The following is a 21,681-nucleotide window of genomic DNA, read 5'->3' as shown; positions in this document are numbered from 1 at the left end:
CAAACTCCTCCTTTTCTAAATGGTGTAATCTTAAACACTATTTTATCACATAGCAAGCATTTTTTCCACAACTTGTGAAAAACAATCCACAATGTTTAAAAGATTTATCCACAACTTGTGGATAAAAGGTCTAGATTTTGATTTAATAGACTTTTTCTATACTAATCCAGTGGATAAATATGTGAGTTTAGAAAAATAAAATAACAGCCTTATTTCAGGCTGTTAATAAAACGTTGGTATTCTTCTTGATTATGAAAAGAGATAGTTATTTTTCCTGCCTCTTTTTTTTGAAGGACGATTTGGACATCTAATCCCAACAATTTTTTCAAATTTTCTTCTTCTTCTTTGATAAAGTGATCTTTTTCTTTGCTTTTCTTCTTATTTTTTTCTTCTTTAAGTAGATGTTCCACCTGCCGAACTGATAAATCCTCTTTCTGAATGCGATTGAGTAAATTTTTTTGTTCTTTCAAAGGTAGTTGGATTAGAAGTCTAGCATGTGCTTGAGACAATTTTCCAGTTTCTACTTCTTTTAAAATAAAATTAGGGAGCGTTAGCAATCGAACAAGATTAGTGATATAAGGGCGTGATTTCCCTATTTTTTCAGCAATGTCTGCATGAGTATATCCTTTATCAATTAAAGATTGATAAGCTTTTGCTTCTTCAATCGGATTTAAGTCTTCTCGTTGTAAATTTTCAATGATTGAGTGAACCATCATATCCTGATCAGATAATTTTTTGATGATTACAGGAACTTCTGATAGCCCAGCTGCTATCGATGCCCGATACCGTCTTTCTCCAGCTAGGATTTCATATCCGATAACTGGAGATTGACGAACGATAATCGGTTGAATTAAACCATTTTCTTTAATAGATTGGGCAAGTTCTTGAATCTTTTCTTTTGAAAATTCTTTACGAGGTTGATAGGGATTTTTTTGAATATCACTGATACGAATTAATTTGAATTCTTCCATATTTCTACAGTATCACATCTTTGATATTCTGTAAAGTAGGTTTACAAATATGTAAACTATTGATTTAAATCACTTGTACTCTTATCTAGTTTGATTGTAGTTTTTTCTTCTTTACCATTACGGTAATAAGTTACAGTCATTTCATCTCCAATAGAGTGACTGTAAAGCGCATTTTGCAATTCAGTAGTAGATGAAATCTTGGTATCATCTACTTTTGTGATGACATCATACTGTTGTAAATGTCCATTTGCAGGCATGTTCTTTTGAACAGAACGAACAGCTACACCAGAAGTAACGTTGTCAGGAAGTTTTAATTTTTGAAGGTCAGCTGTGTTGAGGTTTGTTAAGTTAACCATGTGGATACCAAGCGCTGGTCGAGTTACTTTTCCATCTTTTTCTAATTGTTTAATAATATTAATAACATCATTTGCAGGAATAGCAAAACCAAGGCCTTCTACAGATGTTCCACCATTTGAGGCAATTTTACTTGATGTAATACCGATAACTTGTCCCTGGATATTAATCAAAGGACCTCCAGAGTTACCAGGGTTAATAGCTGTATCTGTTTGGATAGCATTCGTTGAAATGGCTTGACCATCTTCAGCTTTCAAAGAAACATGTCTGTTCAAGCTTGATACAATCCCTTGAGTAACCGTATTTGCATATTCTGAACCTAAAGGACTACCGATTGCGATAGCTGTTTCTCCAACAGCTAATTTACTTGAATCACCAAACTCAGCAACTGTAGAAACTTTTTCTGAAGAGATTTTAACTACTGCAATATCAGAATAGGTATCAGAACCAACAATTTCACCTGGGACTTTTGTTCCATCTGCTAGACGAATATCAACTTTTTTAGCGCCATTAATAACGTGAGTATTAGTAACTAAATAGGCAGATTCACCTTCTTTTTTATAAATAACACCAGAACCTTCACTGTTAACTTGCTCAGTATTTGAATCTATATCAGTATCATCAGTTCCAACAAAACCACCTTGAGAGTTTCCTGAATAAGTGATAATAGATACAACAGCATCTTTAACTTTATCAACTGCTTGTGTAGTTGAGTTTTCATTTTTTACAGCTGTTTGAGTGATTCCTGTACTATTTTGTTTTGTGATTTCTTGTTTCTGGTTGAATTGAAGAATTACCAGACTACCTAAAATACCACTAAAAAAACCAACAAGAACAATGAGTAAAAGTTTCCCAATCTTTTTCGAAAAATTATGTAAGTGTTTCATACAATCCTCCATATTTTATTAAGTTAGTAAAAGTATAAAATTACTAACTTAATTTATGCTTAAAATTATTTAGTTTTCAACAATCTGTGGAAAACTGTTAAAAATTTGTGAATTTATTGCTATTTTCTCCGCTTTTATTTGTGAATAAGATGTGAATAGAATACGATTATGATAAAATAGAAGTATGAAAATTAAAATTGTAACGGTTGGAAAACTGAAAGAAAAGTATCTCAGAGATGGAATAGCTGAGTATTCTAAAAGAATTTCTCGTTTTGCTACTATCGAAATGCTTGAATTAGCTGATGAAAAGACACCAGATCGTGCCAGTGATTCTGAAAATGCAAAAATTTTAGATGTAGAAGGAAATCGCATCCTTTCAAAAATTGGAGATAGGGAATTTGTTGTTGTTTTAGCCATTGAAGGGAAAAACTTGTCTTCTGAAGAATTCAGTAAACAGCTAGAACAAGCTTCTATAAATGGTTATTCAACCTTAACCTTTGTTATCGGTGGAAGTTTAGGATTATCCAATGAAGTGAAAAAACGAGCTAACTTATCAGTAAGTTTTGGCCGTTTAACTCTTCCACATCAATTAATGCGTCTAGTTCTTGTAGAACAGATATACCGAGCATTTACTATCCAACAAGGTTCTCCATATCATAAATAGGATTGACTAATCTCGATTATTTTGATAAGATAAACTAGTTAGGTCTCATAGCTCAGCTGGATAGAGCATTCGCCTTCTAAGCGAACGGTCGCAGGTTCGAATCCTGCTGGGATCATATACTAGATGTAACGCTGGGGAAACCCAGCGTTTTTGTAAAAAATGACAGTTCAAGCATAAAAATGTGCAGTTGAGAATGAATTGTTTTAAAATAAACTCCGTTTTGTATAATAGGTTTGTAAGTTAATTTATAAGAAAAACAATACAGGAGACTTTATTATGAAAAACACAGTTAAATTAGAATAGAGGTAGAATTGTAGGAGATTCGAGGTGGAGATAAAAGAGGATTTCAAACACATTCCTATTTTTAGGAGAAAAAAAGGAGTATAAAATGGACATTATAGTAGGAATATTAGATGAATTCTTAACTTGTGTTATTATCAGTAAAATTTATAGTCGAATTTGTGAAATTTCAAAAAAAGAAAGTTATATTTTGGGTTTTCTATTCTTTGTATTTCAACTAATTTATGCCTTTATATTTTCTTTTATAGATTCTGATAAATTAATACTCATTTTACATTATACTTTAAAGAATTTTTATCCAATTCTATTCTATTGCTATTTTAAATTTTTTAAAAAGTATGACTCCTCAAAAAATATATTTTTAAGTTTAATTATTTCACTATTGTATCAAAGTGCTCATACTTTTTTGTCTGTTACTCTATCATCTATTACAGGGGACTTACTTGTAGAACAACATGAAAGATTATTCTTTTTCATCATTAATTTAATTTCCTATTTTGTAATAGATAAAATTATTACCTATTTTAACCTAGAACTTAAATATTTCGATAAAGACTATCTCTATACTTTTTTAAAAAAAGTTATAGTTTCTTGCTTTATTTTACATACTGTACTGTTTATTTCAGATATTGTCAGTATTTTTCCTCATTTAAATAGTTTTAGTAGTATTTTAGCAACAATTGTCTTTATTTGTTTATTACTAATCTTCTTTGCAATGAATGCCAAGAAGGTTCAAGTTGAAAGAGAAATTGCTCTAAATCAGAAAAAATTTGAACAAGAACATTTACAGACATATACAGATGAAATTGTTGGTTTGTACAATGAAATCCGTGGTTTTCGTCATGATTATGCAGGGATGCTTGTCAGTATGCAAATGGCGATTGACAGTAAAGATTTACAGGAAATTGACAGGATTTACAATGAAGTTCTAGTCAAAGCTAATCAAAAATTACGTTCAGATAAGTATACATACTTTGATTTAAACAATATAGAAGATTCAGCTTTACGAAGTTTGATTGCTCAATCTATTGTATATGCCAGAAATAATGACGTAGAGTTTACATTAGAAGTAAAGGATATTATCACAAGATTGTCAATCGATTTACTCGATCTTGTTCGGATTATGAGTGTTTTGCTAAACAACGCTGTTGAAGGTGCTGCAGAAAGTTATTTGAAACAAATGGAAGTTGCAGTGATTAAGATGGATTTGGAGACAGTTATTGTGATTCAAAATTCATGTAAAATCACTATGACACCTTCAGAAGACTTGTTTGAACTAGGTTTTTCTACTAAAGGTAGAAATAGAGGAATTGGCCTTAATAATGTCAAAGAGATTTTGAATAAGTATGAAAATATCATTTTAGAGACAGAGATGGAAGATAGTACGTTTAGACAGATTATTAGATTTAAGAGAGATTTTGCATGAAAGTATTAATTTTAGAGGATGTTATTGAACATCAAGTCAGATTAGAAAGAACCTTGGATGAAATTTCAAAGGAATTAAATATTCCTATTTCTTATAAAACAACAGGTAAAGAACGAGAGTTTAAGGAATATATCGAAAATGATGAAGTAAACCAGCTTTATTTTCTAGATATTGATATTCATGGCGTTGAGAAAAAAGGATTTGAGGTAGCACAGTTTATTCGTCGCCACAACCCCTATGCAATTATCGTATTTATCACTAGTAGATCAGAATTTGCTACCTTAACTTACAAATATCAAGTATCAGCCTTGGATTTTGTTGATAAAGATATCAATGATGAATTATTTAAAAAACGTATCGAACAGAGTATCTCATATACCAAAAGTATGCTGCTTGAAAATAAAGATGTTGTGGATTATTTTGACTATAATTACAAGGGAAATGATTTAAAAATTCCCTACCATGATATTTTATATATTGAAACAACAGGAGTATCTCATAAGTTAAGAATTATTGGTAAGAATTTTGCCAAAGAATTTTATGGTACTATGGCGGATATTCAAGAAAAAGATAAAGATACTCAAAGATTTTATTCTGCTCATAAATCATTTCTTGTCAATGTAGGAAATATTAGGGAAATTGATCGAAAAAATTTAGAAGTGGTTTTTTATGAGGATCATCGTTGTCCAATTACCCGTCTAAAGGTACGGAAATTAAGAGATATTCTGGAGAAAAAATCTAAAAAGTGATTGACAATTAGTAAGAAATTGATATAATGGTTATATCTGCTACAGATAGATGGTCCGTTGGTCAAGGGGTTAAGACACCGCCTTTTCACGGCGGTAACACGGGTTCGAATCCCGTACGGACTATATTATCCGCCATAGCTCAGTTGGTAGTAGCGCATGACTGTTAATCATGATGTCGTAGGTTCGAGTCCTACTGGCGGAGTTAAACAAAAAGAACACCATTGGTGTTCTTTTTTTGTCTCTAATTTGCATCTCCCAACATTTTCATAAGAAAGTTTGTCATTTCTTGTGGACTTTCTTTTTTTCCATGAGCAATCCAGGTTTGGCATACACCAAATAGTGCGTTTGTTAGATAAATACTGCTATACTCTAACTCAATATTGTTTAAATTTAATTGCATAAAGCGTTTTTGGAGGTCAGTGCTAAGCATAATGTGAAGTTTATTTCTCAGAAAGTTTTGTATCTCTTTTGTACCATTTTCAGATAGAAGAGCAGCTAGTAAAGGTTCAGACTCTAAGTATTCAAACACTTCTAGAATAGCATCTCTTTTATGATTTGCATGTTTTTGAAAAATATACTCAAAGGTATGAAAAAGCTTACTTTGGTACTGTTCAATCATATCATACTTATCTTTGTAATGAGTATAAAAACTAGAGCGACTAATTCCAGCTTTTTCTGCCAGTTTAACGGTGCTAACTTGATCAAATGGTTGTTCCATTAATAATTGAACCATGGCGTTCTCAATAGTACGTTTAGTTTTTAAGCGTTTGTTGCTCTCTTTCATAGTTCCTCCTCATGAACAAAAATAGACGTAGTGTCCAAATATAGTGATTTTGACTTGTAAATAAGAATTTTTAATGTATAATCTATTATATCAAAATTTTAGACAATATGTGTAAAAAAGGAGACAATATGTTTAAAGAATGGAAAGCAATTTTTAAAAAACCAACCTTTATCATTGTAATGATAGGGATTTCTCTTATTCCTGCTTTATACAACATCATATTTTTATCATCTATGTGGGATCCATATGGCAAATTATCTGAGTTGCCTGTAGCGGTCGTTAATAATGATAAAGAAGCATCTTATAATGGAAACACAATGACTATTGGAAAAGACATGGTGTCCAATTTAGAGCAAAATAAATCATTAGATTTTCATTTTGTCAGTGAAGAAGAAGGTAAGAAGGGTCTAGAAGATGGTGATTACTATATGGTAGTAACTTTACCAAGTGACTTATCTGAAAAGGCTGCTTCTATTCTATCAGATCACCCAGAACAAATGAATATCAACTATCAAACTTCTAGCGGGCATAGTTTCATTGCAAGTAAGATGAGTGATTCTGCCATGACACAGTTAAAACAGAATGTTTCTGCTAATGTAACCGAAACCTATACGAAAGCTTTATTTCAAAAGATGGGAGATTTAAAATCTGGTTTAACGAAGGCAGCTGATGGAAGTGAACAATTGGCCAATGGGGCTAGTCAGTTAGCTGTAGGAAGTCAGACATTGTCTTCTAATCTTGATACTTTAGCTAGTTCAAGTTTAACCTTTTCTGATGGCACAAATCAATTCACAAAAGGGTTGACAACGTATGTAACAGGAGTAAAGCAACTGAATAGTGGCTTAGGTACATTTAATGATGGTTTACAGAACTATACAAGTGCAGTTTCACAGGTTGACACTGGACTTAATCAATTATCTTCCAAGACTCCAGAATTAGTAGCAGGTGTCAATCAGCTAAATACTGGAATGAAGTCATATGTAGGAGGAGTTTCGCAACTGAATACAGGTCTCAATCAATTTTCAGTTGGTGTCAATGCTTACACAAGCGGTGTTGACAAACTATCTATTGGGGCAAATCAATTATCTAGTCAATCAGATACATTGAGAGACGGTATTACCCAATTAAATAAAGGGATTAAAGAAATTTCGACTCAATTGAATACTTCATCTCAACAAAAAGAGGAAATCACTCAATTAGCAACTAGTTTAGATGAATTGAATAAAGCACTTCAAGCTGTAACTATTTCAGATAATACTGAACTTAAAAGTACAATATCTAATGATTTAGCGAATATATCTACTCTTGCTCAAACTATTGTGACTAATAGTCAAACAGAGCAAGAGAAAACTCTTACCAATCTTCAAGCAACAGCAACTTATCAATCTCTTACTGATACTCAGAAACAAGAACTGACTGCAGCTGTTTCAAATAATTCTAATTCTACGATAGAGTCAGCAAAAGCAATTTTAACGACGGTAGGAGATTTAAAAGAAAATTTGGGAAGTGTAAACCAACCAGTCTCTAATCTTTCTACTTTACAGACTAAAGCAAATCAAGTATTACCTGTGGCGTCTAGTTCCTTGACATCTATGTCAAGTGGATTTACACAGTTGCAAAATGCTGTAGATAATCAGTTAGTTCCTGGAAGTCAATCGATTGAAAATGGAGTTAATGATTATACTAAAGGGTTGGATACTATTTCTTTAGGTGTAAATCAACTAAGTGAAAAGAATACAACTTTAACAACAAGTTTGAATCAATTGGTTTCTGGATCAAGTAAGTTGACAGAAAACTCTTCAACCTTGACAACTGGTTTGGATTCGCTAGCTGGAAAAACTCCAGAATTAGTAACAGGTATCGAAAAACTCTCATATGGTTCTAGCCAATTAAATAGTAAGAGTTCAGACTTAATTGCAGGACTGAATAAAATACAGTTAGGTTCTAGTCAATTAACAGATAAATCAAGTCAATTGCTTTCAGCTAGCTCTCAGTTGGAAAGTGGAGCAATGAAAATTGCTGATAGCGCTGGAAAACTAGCAGATGGTGGAACAACTTTAACTGCTGGTATTGAAAGTTTGCAAGTAGGAGCTACAGGACTAGGAGAAGGATTAAATAGTGCTAGCAATCAACTAAAAACAGCATCAACAGAGTCTAATAACGCAGAAGTATTATCTGCACCCTTGAGTCTTTCAAAAACAGACAATGATCAGGTTCCTGTAAATGGGATTGCTATGGCTCCTTATATGATATCTGTTGCCCTCTTTGTTGCTGCGTTATCAACAAATATGATTTTTGCTAAGTTACCTTCAGGTCGTCATCCTGAAAGTCGTTGGGCTTGGGTTAAATCTCGTTTCGAAATAAATGGAGTTATAGCTGTTTTAGCAGCTGTCTTAGTCTATGGAGGAGTTCATCTTATCGGTCTAACGGCAAATCATGAAATGAGAACCTTGTTCTTAATCATCATCGCAAGTTTGACCTTTATGTCTATGGTAACCGCGTTAACGACATGGAATAGTCGCTTAGGTGCTTTCTTCTCTCTTATTTTACTATTATTACAATTAGCATCAAGTGCAGGAACTTATCCACTTGCTTTGACTAATGATTTCTTTAAGGCTGTCAATCCTTGGTTACCAATGAGTTATTCAGTTTCAGGATTGAGACAAACGATTTCTATGACAGGGAATGTTCATTATCAGGTAATTTTCCTTCTCGTAACTTTAGTTCTATTCATAGGATTAGGTATGCTTGCTTATCAACCTAAAAAACTGGAAGAAGATTAAAAAAATCGACCAATTTGGTCGATTTTTTATGTGCATGAATCTTGTCAAGAATTTATAAATCTAATAATAGAATGTTTCACGTGAAACAATGAATATGTTGAATAGAATCAGATTGACAGAACTATCAACTAAAAATTCATAAGAAATAAAAAAACTCAGTTGGATTCCCAACTGAGTTTTTAAGTTTTACCTAATCTTTCCAAAGTTCTTTGACTTTTGCTTGAACTTCAGCATTTTCTAAAAATTCATCATAGGTTTCATCAATACGATCGATGACGCCGTTTTTAGATAAGACAATAATGTGGTTAGCCAAAGTTTGAATAAACTCATGGTCGTGACTGGCAAAGATGATGGACTCTTTAAAGTTTTTCAATCCATCGTTCAAGCTTGAGATAGATTCCAAATCTAAGTGATTTGTAGGATCGTCAAGTACAAGAACGTTTGATTTTAAAAGCATGAGTTTTGAGAGCATCACGCGCACTTTTTCTCCCCCTGACAAGACGTTTACAGGTTTGTTAACCTCGTCTCCAGAGAAGAGCATACGACCTAGGAAACCACGCAAGAAAGTGTTGTCATCTTCTTCTTTACTTGCGAATTGACGGAGCCAGTCAAGGATAGATTCACTGCCAGCAAAATCAGCTGAATTGTCTTTTGGCAAGTAAGAGCGACTAGTTGTAACTCCCCACTTGACAGTCCCTTCATAGTCAATTTCACCCATAATGGCACGAATCAAGGCAGTTGTTTGGATGTCATTTTGTCCGATAAGAGCTGTCTTATCACCTGGACGCAAGATGAAGCTGATGTTGTCAAGAATAGTTTCACCGTCAATCTTTACAGATAGATTCTCTACTGTCAAGAGGTCGTTCCCAATTTCACGTTCAGCTTTAAAGCTGATAAATGGGTATTTACGACTAGAAGGAACAATTTCCTCTAGCTCAATCTTGTCAAGCATTTTTTTACGTGAAGTTGCTTGTCTTGATTTAGAAGCATTAGCAGAGAAACGAGCAACGAATTCTTGAAGTTGTTTGATTTTTTCTTCTGCTTTAGCATTACGGTCTGCTAGTAATTTAGCAGCAAGCTCAGAAGACTCCTTCCAGAAGTCGTAGTTTCCGACATAGAGTTTGATTTTTCCAAAGTCAAGGTCAGCCATGTGAGTACATACTTTATTCAAGAAGTGACGGTCGTGGGATACGACAATGACAGTATTATCAAAGTCGATTAGGAAATCCTCTAGCCAAGTGATGGATTGAATATCCAGACCATTGGTTGGCTCGTCCAAAAGAAGGACATCTGGTTTACCAAAGAGAGCTTTGGCTAGGAGAACCTTTACTTTGTCGCCATTTGCTAGTTCACTCATATTTTGGTAATGAAGTTCTTCTGGAATATTCAAATTTTGTAAGAGTTGTGAAGCTTCACTTTCTGCTTCCCAACCACCTAGTTCAGCGAATTCTCCTTCAAGTTCAGCTGCGCGAACACCATCTTCATCTGAAAAATCTTCTTTCATATAAATGGCGTCTTTTTCTTTCATGATGTTGTATAGTTTTTCATTACCCATGATAACAACATCAATAACACGCTCATCTTCGTAGTCAAAGTGATTTTGACGAAGTACTGAAAGACGTTCGTCTGGTCCAAGAGAGATATGCCCAGTTGTCGGTTCAATATCCCCAGCTAAGATTTTTAAAAAGGTTGATTTTCCAGCACCGTTGGCACCAATCAAACCATAGGTATTTCCTTCTGTAAATTTGATGTTTACATCATCAAAAAGTTTACGATCACTAAAACGTAGTGAAACATCAGATACTGTTAGCAAAGTTTTTCTCCTATTATATGTAATACTCTAATTCTACTAGAAAATCACCAATTATTCAAATTTTTATTTGTCAATTTTTTGTAAATAAAGTTGACAACCCCTTTACGATTGAAAGGGGTAACATATCTGTTGTTTCAATAAAAAAATTATCTGTCTTTTTATTAAAAAAATGCTATAATTGAAAGGACCATATCAAAGGAGAATAAGATGAGTAAACCCATTATTTTAACAGGAGATCGTCCAACGGGGAAATTACATATTGGGCACTACGTTGGTAGTTTGAAAAATCGTGTCTTACTACAAGAAGAAAATAAATATGACATGTTTGTTTTTTTAGCTGACCAGCAAGCACTAACAGACCATGCAAAAGATCCACAAACTATTGTAGAGTCTATTGGGAATGTTGCTTTGGACTATCTTGCAGTGGGATTAGATCCTAATAAAGCAACGATTTTCATTCAAAGTCAGATTCCAGAATTGGCAGAGCTCTCTATGTATTATATGAACCTAGTTTCATTAGCTCGCTTAGAACGAAATCCAACCGTAAAGACTGAAATTGCTCAAAAAGGCTTTGGAGAAAGTATTCCAACTGGATTTTTAGTTTATCCAGTTGCGCAAGCAGCAGATATTACAGCATTTAAGGCTAACTTGGTTCCAGTAGGGAATGATCAAAAGCCGATGATTGAACAAACACGTGAAATTGTGCGTTCTTTCAACCATGCCTATAACTGTGATGTTTTAGTAGAACCAGAAGGAATTTACCCTGAGCACGAAGGTGCGGGACGTTTACCAGGTCTTGATGGTAATGCCAAAATGTCAAAATCACTTAATAATGGAATTTACCTAGCTGATGATGCAGATACTTTGCGTAAAAAAGTAATGAGTATGTATACAGATCCAGACCATATTCGTGTTGAGGATCCAGGTAAGATTGAAGGAAATATGGTTTTCCATTATTTAGATGTATTTGGATGTCCAGAGGATACTCAAGAAATTGCTGAAATGAAAGAACACTACCAACGTGGGGGTCTTGGGGACGTTAAGACTAAGCGTTACCTCCTTGAAATTTTGGAAAGAGAGCTTGGTCCAATCCGTGAACGTCGCCTAGAATATGCTAAAGACATGGGTGAAGTCTATAATATGCTACAAAAAGGTAGTGAAAAAGCTCGTGAAGTTGCTGGTCAGACCTTATCAGAAGTAAAAGCTGCAATGGGTCTAAATTACTTTCACTAATGGATAAAATATGAACTATAAAACTATTTCTTCTTTAAAATAAGAGGGATAGTTTTTTATTTATTCTCTTATAAATTTAATTGACAAATTTTCATAGAATGGTATGATAGATACAATACAAAAAGCGTTTAGCTCAATAAAGGAAGAAAAGAGGAAACTTCAATGTCTAATTGGGACACTAAATTTTTGAAAAAAGGTTTTACCTTTGATGATGTATTGCTAATTCCAGCAGAGAGTCATGTGTTGCCTAATGATGCTGATTTAACAACAAAATTGGCAGATAATTTGACTTTAAATATCCCAATTATTACAGCTGCAATGGACACTGTAACAGAAAGCCAAATGGCCATTGCAATCGCGCGTGCAGGTGGACTTGGAGTTATCCATAAAAACATGTCTATTGAGCAACAAGCTGACGAAGTTCGTAAGGTAAAACGTTCTGAAAATGGTGTTATCATTGATCCATTCTTCTTGACTCCTGAACATACAATCGCTGAAGCAGATGAACTCATGGGCCGTTACCGTATCAGTGGTATACCAGTGGTTGAAACTCTAGAAAACCGTAAGTTAGTTGGTATTTTGACCAACCGAGATCTGCGTTTCATTTCTGACTACAACCAACCAATTTCAAAACACATGACTAGTGAAAACCTAGTTACTGCTCCGGTTGGTACAGATTTAAAAACTGCTGAGAGTATTCTTCAAGAACACCGTATTGAAAAACTACCTCTAGTTGACGAAGAAGGTCGTCTTTCTGGTTTAATCACCATTAAAGATATTGAAAAAGTGATTGAGTTCCCAAATGCGGCAAAAGATGAATTCGGTCGTCTTCTAGTTGCTGGTGCGGTAGGAGTTACTTCTGACACATTTGAACGTGCAGAAGCCCTATTTGAAGCAGGAGCTGATGCTATCGTTATCGATACTGCCCATGGTCACTCAGCGGGTGTACTTCGTAAAATCGCTGAAATTCGTGCTCATTTCCCAGACCGTACACTGATTGCTGGGAACATCGCTACTGCTGAAGGTGCGCGTGCTCTTTATGATGCAGGTGTTGACGTTGTTAAAGTCGGTATTGGCCCAGGTTCAATCTGTACAACTCGTGTTATTGCTGGTGTAGGAGTTCCCCAGGTAACAGCAATTTACGATGCAGCAGCAGTTGCTCGTGAATATGGTAAAACAATTATCGCTGATGGTGGAATCAAATATTCTGGAGATATTGTAAAAGCCCTTGCTGCTGGAGGAAACGCAGTGATGCTCGGATCAATGTTTGCAGGAACAGATGAAGCTCCAGGTGAAACTGAAATCTTCCAAGGGCGTAAGTTCAAGACATACCGCGGTATGGGTTCAATCGCTGCTATGAAGAAGGGTTCAAGCGACCGTTACTTCCAAGGTTCTGTCAATGAAGCAAACAAACTAGTTCCAGAAGGAATCGAAGGTCGTGTTGCTTATAAAGGTGCAGCAGCTGATATTGTTTTCCAAATGATTGGTGGTATTCGTTCTGGTATGGGTTACTGTGGTGCTGCTAACTTAAAAGAATTACATGACAATGCTCAGTTTATCGAAATGTCAGGTGCGGGTCTAAAAGAAAGTCATCCACACGATGTGCAAATCACTAATGAAGCGCCAAACTATTCAATGTAATAAAAAAATCTCCTGTTAAACGGGAGATTTTTTTATTTTACATAGATGTAAATTTTAATTTACAGTCAATTGACCATTATCTACTGTAAAGACGCTCAAGTTATCAGGCAAGTTTTGAAGATGGTCTAAACTAGTAGTTGTAATAAAAGTTTGAATGTTATGAGAAATAGTTTCCAACAATTTAAGTTGACGAGTATTGTCAAGCTCACTCATGACATCGTCAAGCAAAAGAATGGGAGATTCTTTGGTAATGCTCTTCATCAATTCGATTTCAGCAAGTTTTATAGAAAGCACCAAGCTACGATGTTGCCCTTGACTTCCAAAACTTGCTTCCATTCCATTAATCATGAAAATCATATCATCCCGATGAGGACCAACTCCAGTATTCTTCTTAAATAAATCTCTGGATCTACTTTTTTGAAGTGCTATATAGAAAGATTCAGCCAAATGTTCCTTGTCAACAAAGTTTACAGAAGGTTGATAACGGATTGACAACTCTTCTGACTGGTCTGAGATATCAAAGTGTTTCCTCTTTCCAAAGTGATCCATTTTTTGTAAGAAGTCAGCTCTATGAATCATTACACGACATCCGTACTCTACAAGTTGGTCATCAAGGACAGATAAAAAAGTGTCATCAATATTTTGTGTAGATTTTAGATAGCTATTTCTCTGTTTAAGGATGTGGTTATAACTTGACAAGTCTGACAAGTATATTGGTTTGATTTGACCCAACTCCATGTCAATGAATTTACGTCGAATGGCTGGAGCACCTTTGACAAGCTGTAAATCTTCTGGGGCAAATAAGACAACGTTCATATGTCCGATATAATCAGAAAGACGAGCTTGCTTTAAATGGTTTACTTTTGTAATTCGACCTTTTTGTGTGAGGTCTATTTCAAGTGGTATAGTTGCCGTTTTTTTCTGCAAGATTCCAGAAACTTGTAGTTGCTCTTCTTCAAATTGAATTAAATTTTTGTCAGTCTTTGTTCTGTGACTTCTTGTTAGAGCTAAAAAATAAATACTTTCAAGAAGATTTGTTTTTCCTTGAGCGTTCCGGCCAACAAATACATTTAATTTTGGGTTAAAATCAATTTCTGTATCACGATAGTTACGAAATTGTTTAATGGATAAATTTTTCAGCCACATATTTACCTACCTGGGAAACGTGGTGCATTTTTTGCTTTTGGTGGTTGGTTCTTTTTGTCTGGCTTTTTTTGAACCTTTTTATTCATTTCTTTAACAAGTTTAGCTACACGCTCTTTCTCGATTTTATCTTGTTTAAATTCCTCAAGTTCTTCAGGATTTGGTTGAACTAAAACAATTTGAGTTTTTAAATCAGGAATGTCAATAGTATCACCGATTCTAATTTTTTTCCCGCGACGATTTTCTAATTCCCCATTAAAATATACAAGATGGTCAGCTAAAAATGATTTAATAGCGCCACCACTTTGGATGATTCCAAGATCTTTCAAAAGAGCTTGGAGCGTAATAAATTCTTCAAATAATTTGTATTTCATAGTTCACCTCAATCTTTGGTATTATACCATATTTTACTTAAAATAGTAGAGGAGAAACCACTGAAGTGAAAACGATTTTAATTTTAAAAGAGTCAAAGAGAACAAGAAAAATTTTCGTTTTCATGGTATAATAGAACTCTATGTAAAAGGAGGTAAAGGATGGAATTATTCCCTGGAATTGCAGTGCATTTTATCCAATCTAAAAAATTTAAGACAAATAAAATAACCATGCGTTTCACAGCTCCATTATCTCTGGATTTAATTTCAGGTCGCATGTTAAGCGCAAGTGTGCTTGAAACAGCCAATAAAAGTTATCCAATAGCTCAAATTCTTAGGAAACATCTGGCAGCTCTGTATGGGGCAGATCTATCAACTCATGCTTATCGAAGAGGACAAAGTCACCTTGTAGATGTTAGTCTTACATATGTTCGAGATGAATTTTTAAGTAAGAAAAATATATTGACTGCGCAGATTTTAGAATTATTGCATCAAGTTTTATTTAATCCTTTGTTGGATGATGATGGATTTGAGAAAAATACTTTTGAAATTGAGAAAAAACAATTGTTGGCGAGACTAGAATCAGAATTAGAGGATCCTTTCTTCTTTGCACATAAAGAATTAGACCAGTTGTTTTTCCAAGATGAATCAATGCAGTTAGTTCCTAAAGATTTGATTGCCAGAATTTCCGAAGAGACTTCTAAATCTTGCTATTCAAGTTTTCAAAAAATGCTGAAAGAAGATAGGATTGATTTATTCTTTTTAGGAGACTTTAATGAAATTGAAGTTCTAGAAAGCCTGAAGAAATATAAGTTGACAGGTCGTAAAAAAACTGTAAACATTCAATATCGACAAGAGTATTCAAATGTTCTTAGAGAAGGAATTATCAGGAGAAACCTAGGTCAGTCCATTTTAGAGATGGGTTACCATAGCACGATTGGTTATGGGGATGATCAAAAAATGGCTTTACTTCTTGTAAATGGTCTACTTGGGGCTTTTCCACACTCTAAATTGTTTACTCAAGTAAGGGAAAAGGAAGGCTTGGCTTATACAGTATCTAGTCATTTAGATCTTTTTAGTGGTTTTTTGCGACTCTTTGCTGGTATTAACCGTCAAGACCGAAATCGAGTACGGAAACTGATGAATGATCAATTATCCGATATCAAAAATGGTCGATTTACAGATGCAGAAATCAATCAAACTAAGGAAATGATTCGCAGAAATATGTTGTTAAGTCAAGATAACCAAGACTCGATTATAGATAGAGAATACTTAACTATCTTTTTTGGTAAGTCAGTTTTAGACCTAGAGACTTTGATAGAAAAACTAGAACAAGTTGACAAGGATGCGATTTGTAAAGCTGCATCTAGTCTAAAATTGCAGGCTATCTATTTTATGGAAGGAGCAGAATGACTAGAGTAACTTTTCAAGAGAAATTTTATCCTGCTGTAAAGGAAACTCTTTATCAAGCGAAATTAGAAAGCGGATTGACAGTTACTTTACTTCCGAAAAATGACTTTAATGAAGTTTACGGGGTAGTCACTGTCCAAGTTGGTTCGGTTGACATAGAGTTTACAGTTAGAGATGGGAGAAAGAAAACATATCCTAGTGGGATTGCTCATTTTTTAGAACACAAACTCTTTGAAAGAGAAAATGCTGAAGACATTATGGCTGCTTTTACTGAACTAGGAGCAGAAAGCAATGCCTTTACAAGCTTTACAAACACAAGCTATCTTTTTTCAACTTCTGACAATGTTACTGAGTGTTTAGACTTGCTTGACGATCTTGTTACTAGCTTTAATGTTACTGAAGAATCTGTTGAACGTGAAAAGGATATCATTCAACAAGAACGCGAAATGTATCAGGACGATCCTGATTCTTGCTTGTTCTTTAAAACACTTGCAAATCTATATCCGAAAACTCAACTAGCTTCAGATATTGTTGGGACTGAAGATTCGATAGAAGATATTCGTTTAGAGGATTTACGAGATAATTTTGATGAGTTTTACACACCTGTCAACAGCCATGTTTTTCTCGTTGGGAATTTTGATTTAGGATTAATACAGAATTATTTTTCTAATAGACATACTGGAAATCAGATAACTAAAACCGCTAGAGAAAAGATAGCTTTACACCCTGTAAAGAAGGTAGAGAGCATTCGTATGGATGTGGCTTCTCCTAAATTAGCAATTGGAGTTCGAACAAATGCTGAGATGGAGAATAAAGACTGCTATCGATACGGTGTATTGTTGAAGGCCTTGTTTTCGATGATGTTTGGATGGACCTCAAAAAGATTTCAAAGTTTATATGAAACTGGGAAACTAGATTCTTCATTATCTATGGAGGTTGAAATCAATCATCGTTTTAATTTTTTGATGCTGACAATGGATACAAAAGAACCTGTTGCCATTTCACACCAATTTCGAAAGGCAATTAAGAATTTTGTAACTGATCCGGATGTGTCAGAGGAACATCTTGATTTAATAAAAAGCGAAATTTATGGTGAGTTTATCCATAATATGAATTCTTTAGAATTTATAGCGACTCAATATCAGTCGCACGTTGATGAATCAACTTTGTTTGATTTGCCAAAGATTATACAAGAAATGACCTTGGAAGATGTTCTTGAGGTAGGGCATCATTTTATCGATAATAGTGAGATGGTTGAGTTTACAATTTTTCCACTATAAGAATCGAAGATAAATAGACTAGAAAGAAGGAATGATAAGTATGAGGAAAAAAACAATCGGTGAAGTTCTACGTTTAGCAAGAATTAACCAGGGATTGAGTTTGGAGGAATTACAGCGCAAGACGGATATTCAACTGGATATGCTAGAAGCTCTGGAATCAGATGATTTTGATAAATTACCTAGCCCCTTTTATGTTCGCTCTTTTTTGAGAAAGTATTCTTGGGCAGTTGAATTGGATGAAAGTATAGTTCTAGATGCTTATGATTCAGGTAGTATGATTACCTATGAAGAAGTTGATGTTGATGAGATAGAACTATCAGGTCGTAGACGTTCTAATCGAAAGAAACGTTCCCTGCTTCCGCTTTTTTACTTCGTCTTATTCTCCTTATCAATTTTAATTTTCGTTACCTACTATGTTTGGAATTATATTCAAACACAACCAACAGAAACAACTTCAGCTAACTATAATGTTGTAACTACTACAAATACAACAACTAGTGAAACAACAACTAGCAACCAAACCACTAGTCCATCAAGTTCGAGTGAAGCATCAACTGTGACTGTTTCAGGTCAGGGAGATGTTATATCAGTAGAGTATAAAACTTCTAAAGATACTGCTGAACTTCAATTATCTGTGACGGATGCAACAAGTTGGATTAGTGTATCAGATACGGATCTAGCTGGAGGAACTACTCTCGAGCCAAATAACAAAACAGCTAAAACAACAATTTCTAAAGGCTCTCCGGTAACAATCACATTAGGCGTTGTAAAAGGCGTTAAAATTAAAATCGATAATCAAGAAATTGACACTGCAAAATTAACTGGTCAAACTGGTTGGATTAGACTAACAGTGAGTTCAAACTAAGGAAGGATACTATGAAAAAAGAAAATATTCCTAACATACTTACGCTTGGTAGAATTTTATTTATTCCGATTTTTGTTCTCCTTCTATCATTTGGACAGTCTCCTATGTTACATAAAATAGCAGCAATTATTTTTGCCATCGCAAGTATCACTGACTACCTAGACGGCTATTTAGCTAGAAAGTGGCAAGTAGTTAGCAATTTTGGGAAATTCGCTGATCCAATGGCTGATAAGTTGTTGGTTATGTCGGCCTTTATTATGCTAGTTGGTCTTGATATGGCTCCTGCTTGGGTAGTGGCTGTTATCATTTGTCGTGAACTTGCAGTTACTGGTTTGCGCTTGCTTTTAGTTGAAACCGGAGGGACTGTTTTAGCTGCAGCAATGCCAGGAAAAATCAAGACATTTAGCCAGATGTTCGCGATTATCTTCTTGTTATTCCATTGGAATTTACTCGGTCAGATAACTCTTTATATTGCCTTGTTCTTCACAGTTTATTCTGGTTATGATTACTTCAAGGGAAGCGCATATTTATTTAAAGGAACCTTTCGCTAGATATGGAATCGATTATTGAAATTAGGGATCTGTCATTTCGATACCAGGCAGATCAAGAACATTATGATGTTCATAACATTTCGTTTCACGTGAAACGTGGAGAATGGTTGTCAATCGTTGGTCACAACGGGAGTGGGAAATCAACGACAGTTCGCTTGATTGATGGCTTACTCGAGGCTGAATCTGGAGAAATTTGGATAGATGGTGATTGCCTAACACCGGAAAATGTCTGGGAGAAAAGACGTAAGATTGGTATGGTATTTCAAAATCCCGATAATCAGTTCGTGGGAGCAACTGTTGAAGATGACGTTGCTTTTGGCCTAGAAAACCAAGGTATTCCGCTTGAAGAGATGAAGAAACGAGTCTCTGAAGCTCTGTCATTAGTTGGGATGGCGGAATTTACAAAAAAAGAACCAGCTCGCTTGTCTGGAGGTCAGAAACAGAGAGTGGCAATTGCAGGAGTTGTAGCTCTGCGACCAGATATTTTAATCTTGGATGAGGCTACAAGTATGTTGGATCCAGAAGGACGACTAGAGTTGATTAAGATAGTCCAGAAGATTCGCCAAGACCACCAGATGACAGTTATCTCCATTACGCATGATTTAGATGAGGTTGCTATGAGTGACCGTGTTTTAGTAATGAAAAAAGGGAAAGTCGAGTCAACAAGCACTCCTAGAGAATTATTTTCTAGGTCAGATTTAGATCAAATTGGCTTAGATCAACCCTTTGTCAACCAATTGAAAGAATCATTACGTACTAGTGGTTTGAATTTGCCAGAGTTCTATCTTACAGAAGAGGAACTTGAGGAGGCTTTATGGGAATTATTCTAGACAATGTTAGTTATACGTATCAAGAAGGAACGCCGTTTGCCTCAGCTGCCTTGTCTGATGTCAGTTTGACAATAGAGAATGGCTCTTATACTGCGATTATTGGGCATACAGGAAGCGGAAAGTCTACAATCCTTCAACTTTTGAATGGTTTGCTCGTTCCTACAGAGGGAAGTGTTCGTGTCTTTGATACATTGATTACATCAACATCTGTCAATAAGCAAATTCGTCAAATCCGCAAACAAGTAGGCTTGGTTTTTCAGTTTGCTGAAAATCAAATTTTTGAGGAAACAGTCTTAAAAGATGTGGCTTTTGGTCCTCAAAATTTTGGAGTTTCTGTAGAAGAGGCAGAAGCTATCGCGCGTGAAAAATTAGCTTTAGTGGGAATTGACGAGTCACTTTTTGAACGTAGTCCATTTGAACTCTCAGGAGGACAAATGAGAAGGGTTGCTATTGCTGGGATTTTAGCAATGGAACCTAAGATCTTGGTTTTAGATGAGCCAACAGCTGGTTTGGATCCAATTGGTCGAAAAGAGTTGATGACCTTATTTAAAAAGCTTCATCAGGATGGTATCACGATTGTTTTGGTGACTCACCTTATGGATGATGTGGCAGAATTTGCTGACCAAGTTTATGTGATGGAAAAAGGGAAACTAGTTAAGGGTGGGAAGCCAAGTCTTGTCTTTCAAAATGTCGAATTTATGGAAAAAATCCAATTGGGTGTTCCAAAAATTACAAGATTTGCTCAAAGACTAGCTAACAGAGGAGTTTCTTTTAAACAATTGCCGATAACGATAGAGGAGTTTAAGGAGTTCATCAATGGATAATATGATTTTAGGTCGTTACATACCAGGAAATTCGATTGTTCATCGTCTGGATCCTCGTAGTAAGTTAGTGGCAATGATTTTATTAATTCTGATTGTTTTTTGGGCCAATAATCCAATAACAAATTTGATCCTTTTCGTTGCAACAGGTATATTTGTAGCTTTATCAGAAGTTCCCTTATCTTTTTTCATAAAAGGTTTGCGGTCTATGTTTTTTCTGATTGCTTTTACAACCCTTTTTCAACTGTTCTTTATCTCAGGTGGAGATGTCTTGTTCGAGATTGGGTTTATAAAAATCACAAGTCATGGAATTGAACAGGCTGGGATTATTTTTTGTCGCTTTGTGTTGATTATCTTTTTCTCAACCTTACTTACTTTGACGACCATGCCACTAAGTTTGGCAACAGCAGTAGAGTCCTTGCTTGGACCTTTGAAAAGACTCAAGGTTCCTGTTCATGAAATTGGGCTTATGTTGTCTATGAGTTTGCGCTTTGTACCAACCTTAATGGATGATACGATTCGCATTATGAATGCTCAAAAGGCGCGTGGTGTTGATTTTGGAGAAGGGAATGTAATCCAAAAAGTTAAGGCTATGATACCTATTTTGATACCTTTGTTCGCTACCAGTTTGAAACGAGCAGATTCTCTTGCTACAGCTATGGAAGCTAGAGGGTATCAAGGCGGGAATGGACGTAGTCAGTATCGACAGTTGAAATGGATGAATAAAGATAGTGTAGCTCTATTACTTATTTGTGTCTTGGGTGGTATTCTATTTTTGTTAAAATCCTAGAGTGAAGTATAGAAT

The 21,681-nt window shown here is 35.0% G+C and carries 19 protein-coding genes and 3 tRNA genes; 16 read left to right on the top strand and 6 right to left on the bottom strand.

All coding sequences use genetic code 11. The features are described 5' to 3' along the window. Positions 1-209 precede the first annotated feature (209 nt). Both ACWPVF_RS08845 and ACWPVF_RS08840 read right to left on the bottom strand, forming a co-directional pair. Complete coding sequence (locus ACWPVF_RS08845; RefSeq protein WP_414262710.1) at positions 210-971, bottom strand: ParB/RepB/Spo0J family partition protein; 762 nt, start codon at positions 969-971, stop codon at positions 210-212. 56 nt (positions 972-1,027) lie between these two features. Continuing rightward, positions 1,028-2,212: a S1C family serine protease gene (locus tag ACWPVF_RS08840; RefSeq protein ID WP_454385761.1), complete on the bottom strand. Its 1,185-nt coding sequence runs from the start codon at positions 2,210-2,212 to the stop codon at positions 1,028-1,030. A gap of 184 nt (positions 2,213-2,396) precedes the next feature. On the opposite strand from ACWPVF_RS08840, the gene rlmH reads away from it, so the two are divergent. The 6 genes from rlmH (at position 2,397) to ACWPVF_RS08810 (ending at position 5,553) form a co-directional block, all read left to right on the top strand. Beyond that, positions 2,397-2,876 carry a 23S rRNA (pseudouridine(1915)-N(3))-methyltransferase RlmH gene (gene rlmH, locus ACWPVF_RS08835; RefSeq protein ID WP_454385759.1) on the top strand — a complete coding sequence of 160 codons (480 nt, stop codon included), beginning with the start codon at positions 2,397-2,399 and terminating at the stop codon, positions 2,874-2,876. Positions 2,877-2,917: 41 nt separating this feature from the next. Next, positions 2,918-2,991, top strand: a tRNA-Arg gene (locus tag ACWPVF_RS08830). A 273-nt stretch (positions 2,992-3,264) separates the two neighbouring features. Continuing rightward, on the top strand, positions 3,265-4,602 hold the full coding sequence (gene comD, locus ACWPVF_RS08825; RefSeq protein ID WP_454385757.1) for a competence system sensor histidine kinase ComD: 1,338 nt from the start codon (positions 3,265-3,267) through the stop codon (positions 4,600-4,602). Further along, positions 4,599-5,351: a competence system response regulator transcription factor ComE gene (gene comE / locus ACWPVF_RS08820; RefSeq protein ID WP_454385755.1), complete on the top strand. Its 753-nt coding sequence runs from the start codon at positions 4,599-4,601 to the stop codon at positions 5,349-5,351. The genes comD and comE overlap by 4 nt, the downstream gene beginning before the upstream one ends. Before the next feature lie 51 nt (positions 5,352-5,402). Further along, positions 5,403-5,474: transfer RNA gene (locus tag ACWPVF_RS08815), tRNA-Glu, on the top strand. Positions 5,475-5,479: 5 nt separating this feature from the next. Further along, positions 5,480-5,553, top strand: a tRNA-Asn gene (locus ACWPVF_RS08810). A gap of 39 nt (positions 5,554-5,592) precedes the next feature. Here the strand turns inward: ACWPVF_RS08810 and ACWPVF_RS08805 are convergent. After that, the gene (locus ACWPVF_RS08805) at positions 5,593-6,135 is read right to left on the bottom strand and encodes a TetR/AcrR family transcriptional regulator (RefSeq protein ID WP_247922302.1); all 543 of its coding nucleotides are present in this window, start codon (positions 6,133-6,135) and stop codon (positions 5,593-5,595) included. A 128-nt stretch (positions 6,136-6,263) separates the two neighbouring features. On the opposite strand from ACWPVF_RS08805, the gene ACWPVF_RS08800 reads away from it, so the two are divergent. Next, positions 6,264-8,918 (top strand): YhgE/Pip family protein, encoded by a 2,655-nt coding sequence (locus ACWPVF_RS08800; protein WP_454385752.1) that lies wholly within the window; start codon positions 6,264-6,266, stop codon positions 8,916-8,918. Positions 8,919-9,108: 190 nt separating this feature from the next. Here ACWPVF_RS08800 and ACWPVF_RS08795 read toward each other — a convergent pair whose 3' ends face one another. Next, entirely contained in the window at positions 9,109-10,731 is a 1,623-nt protein-coding gene (locus ACWPVF_RS08795; protein WP_414314656.1) for an ATP-binding cassette domain-containing protein, read from the bottom strand. 207 nt (positions 10,732-10,938) lie between these two features. Here ACWPVF_RS08795 and trpS point away from each other — a divergent pair, with 207 nt between their 5' ends. Together trpS and guaB are read left to right on the top strand one after the other, a co-directional pair. Beyond that, a complete protein-coding gene (gene trpS / locus ACWPVF_RS08790) occupies positions 10,939-11,964 on the top strand; it encodes a tryptophan--tRNA ligase (RefSeq protein ID WP_454385750.1) in 1,026 nt (341 codons plus the stop codon). Between the two features lie 162 nt (positions 11,965-12,126). Beyond that, on the top strand, positions 12,127-13,605 hold the full coding sequence (guaB, locus tag ACWPVF_RS08785; RefSeq protein ID WP_006149092.1) for an IMP dehydrogenase: 1,479 nt from the start codon (positions 12,127-12,129) through the stop codon (positions 13,603-13,605). Positions 13,606-13,659: 54 nt separating this feature from the next. Here the strand turns inward: guaB and recF are convergent, their stop codons facing one another. Then, positions 13,660-14,751, bottom strand: coding sequence for a DNA replication/repair protein RecF (gene recF / locus ACWPVF_RS08780; protein ID WP_454385748.1), 1,092 nt, complete (start codon positions 14,749-14,751; stop codon positions 13,660-13,662). Positions 14,752-14,753: 2 nt separating this feature from the next. Then, on the bottom strand, positions 14,754-15,122 hold the full coding sequence (gene yaaA, locus ACWPVF_RS08775) for a S4 domain-containing protein YaaA (protein WP_454385746.1): 369 nt from the start codon (positions 15,120-15,122) through the stop codon (positions 14,754-14,756). A 159-nt stretch (positions 15,123-15,281) separates the two neighbouring features. Between yaaA and yfmF the strand changes: the two genes are divergently transcribed. Genes yfmF through ACWPVF_RS08740 form a run of 7 tightly spaced genes read left to right on the top strand, consistent with a single transcriptional unit; the run spans position 15,282 to position 21,666 of the window. Next, the gene (yfmF, locus tag ACWPVF_RS08770; RefSeq protein WP_454385744.1) at positions 15,282-16,532 is read left to right on the top strand and encodes an EF-P 5-aminopentanol modification-associated protein YfmF; all 1,251 of its coding nucleotides are present in this window, start codon (positions 15,282-15,284) and stop codon (positions 16,530-16,532) included. After that, positions 16,529-17,809 carry an EF-P 5-aminopentanol modification-associated protein YfmH gene (gene yfmH / locus ACWPVF_RS08765; protein ID WP_414308175.1) on the top strand — a complete coding sequence of 427 codons (1,281 nt, stop codon included), beginning with the start codon at positions 16,529-16,531 and terminating at the stop codon, positions 17,807-17,809. Before yfmF ends, yfmH begins: the two co-directional genes overlap by 4 nt. 40 nt (positions 17,810-17,849) lie before the next feature. Further along, positions 17,850-18,674, top strand: coding sequence for a cytoskeleton protein RodZ (gene rodZ / locus ACWPVF_RS08760; protein ID WP_414308176.1), 825 nt, complete (start codon positions 17,850-17,852; stop codon positions 18,672-18,674). 11 nt (positions 18,675-18,685) lie between these two features. Then, a complete protein-coding gene (gene pgsA / locus ACWPVF_RS08755) occupies positions 18,686-19,225 on the top strand; it encodes a CDP-diacylglycerol--glycerol-3-phosphate 3-phosphatidyltransferase (protein ID WP_045613279.1) in 540 nt (179 codons plus the stop codon). Between the two features lie 2 nt (positions 19,226-19,227). Then, positions 19,228-20,055, top strand: coding sequence for an energy-coupling factor ABC transporter ATP-binding protein (locus ACWPVF_RS08750; protein WP_045613282.1), 828 nt, complete (start codon positions 19,228-19,230; stop codon positions 20,053-20,055). Then, entirely contained in the window at positions 20,040-20,879 is an 840-nt protein-coding gene (locus ACWPVF_RS08745) for an energy-coupling factor transporter ATPase (RefSeq protein ID WP_454385741.1), read from the top strand. The genes ACWPVF_RS08750 and ACWPVF_RS08745 overlap by 16 nt, the downstream gene beginning before the upstream one ends. After that, complete coding sequence (locus ACWPVF_RS08740; RefSeq protein WP_414264754.1) at positions 20,872-21,666, top strand: energy-coupling factor transporter transmembrane component T family protein; 795 nt, start codon at positions 20,872-20,874, stop codon at positions 21,664-21,666. The genes ACWPVF_RS08745 and ACWPVF_RS08740 overlap by 8 nt, the downstream gene beginning before the upstream one ends. The last annotated feature ends 15 nt before the right edge of the window (positions 21,667-21,681 follow it).

The organism is Streptococcus sp. Marseille-Q7087, assembly GCF_965111935.1.
The sequence above is the reverse complement of the archived record's forward strand: the minus strand, read 5'-3'. Positions and strand labels throughout refer to the sequence as shown.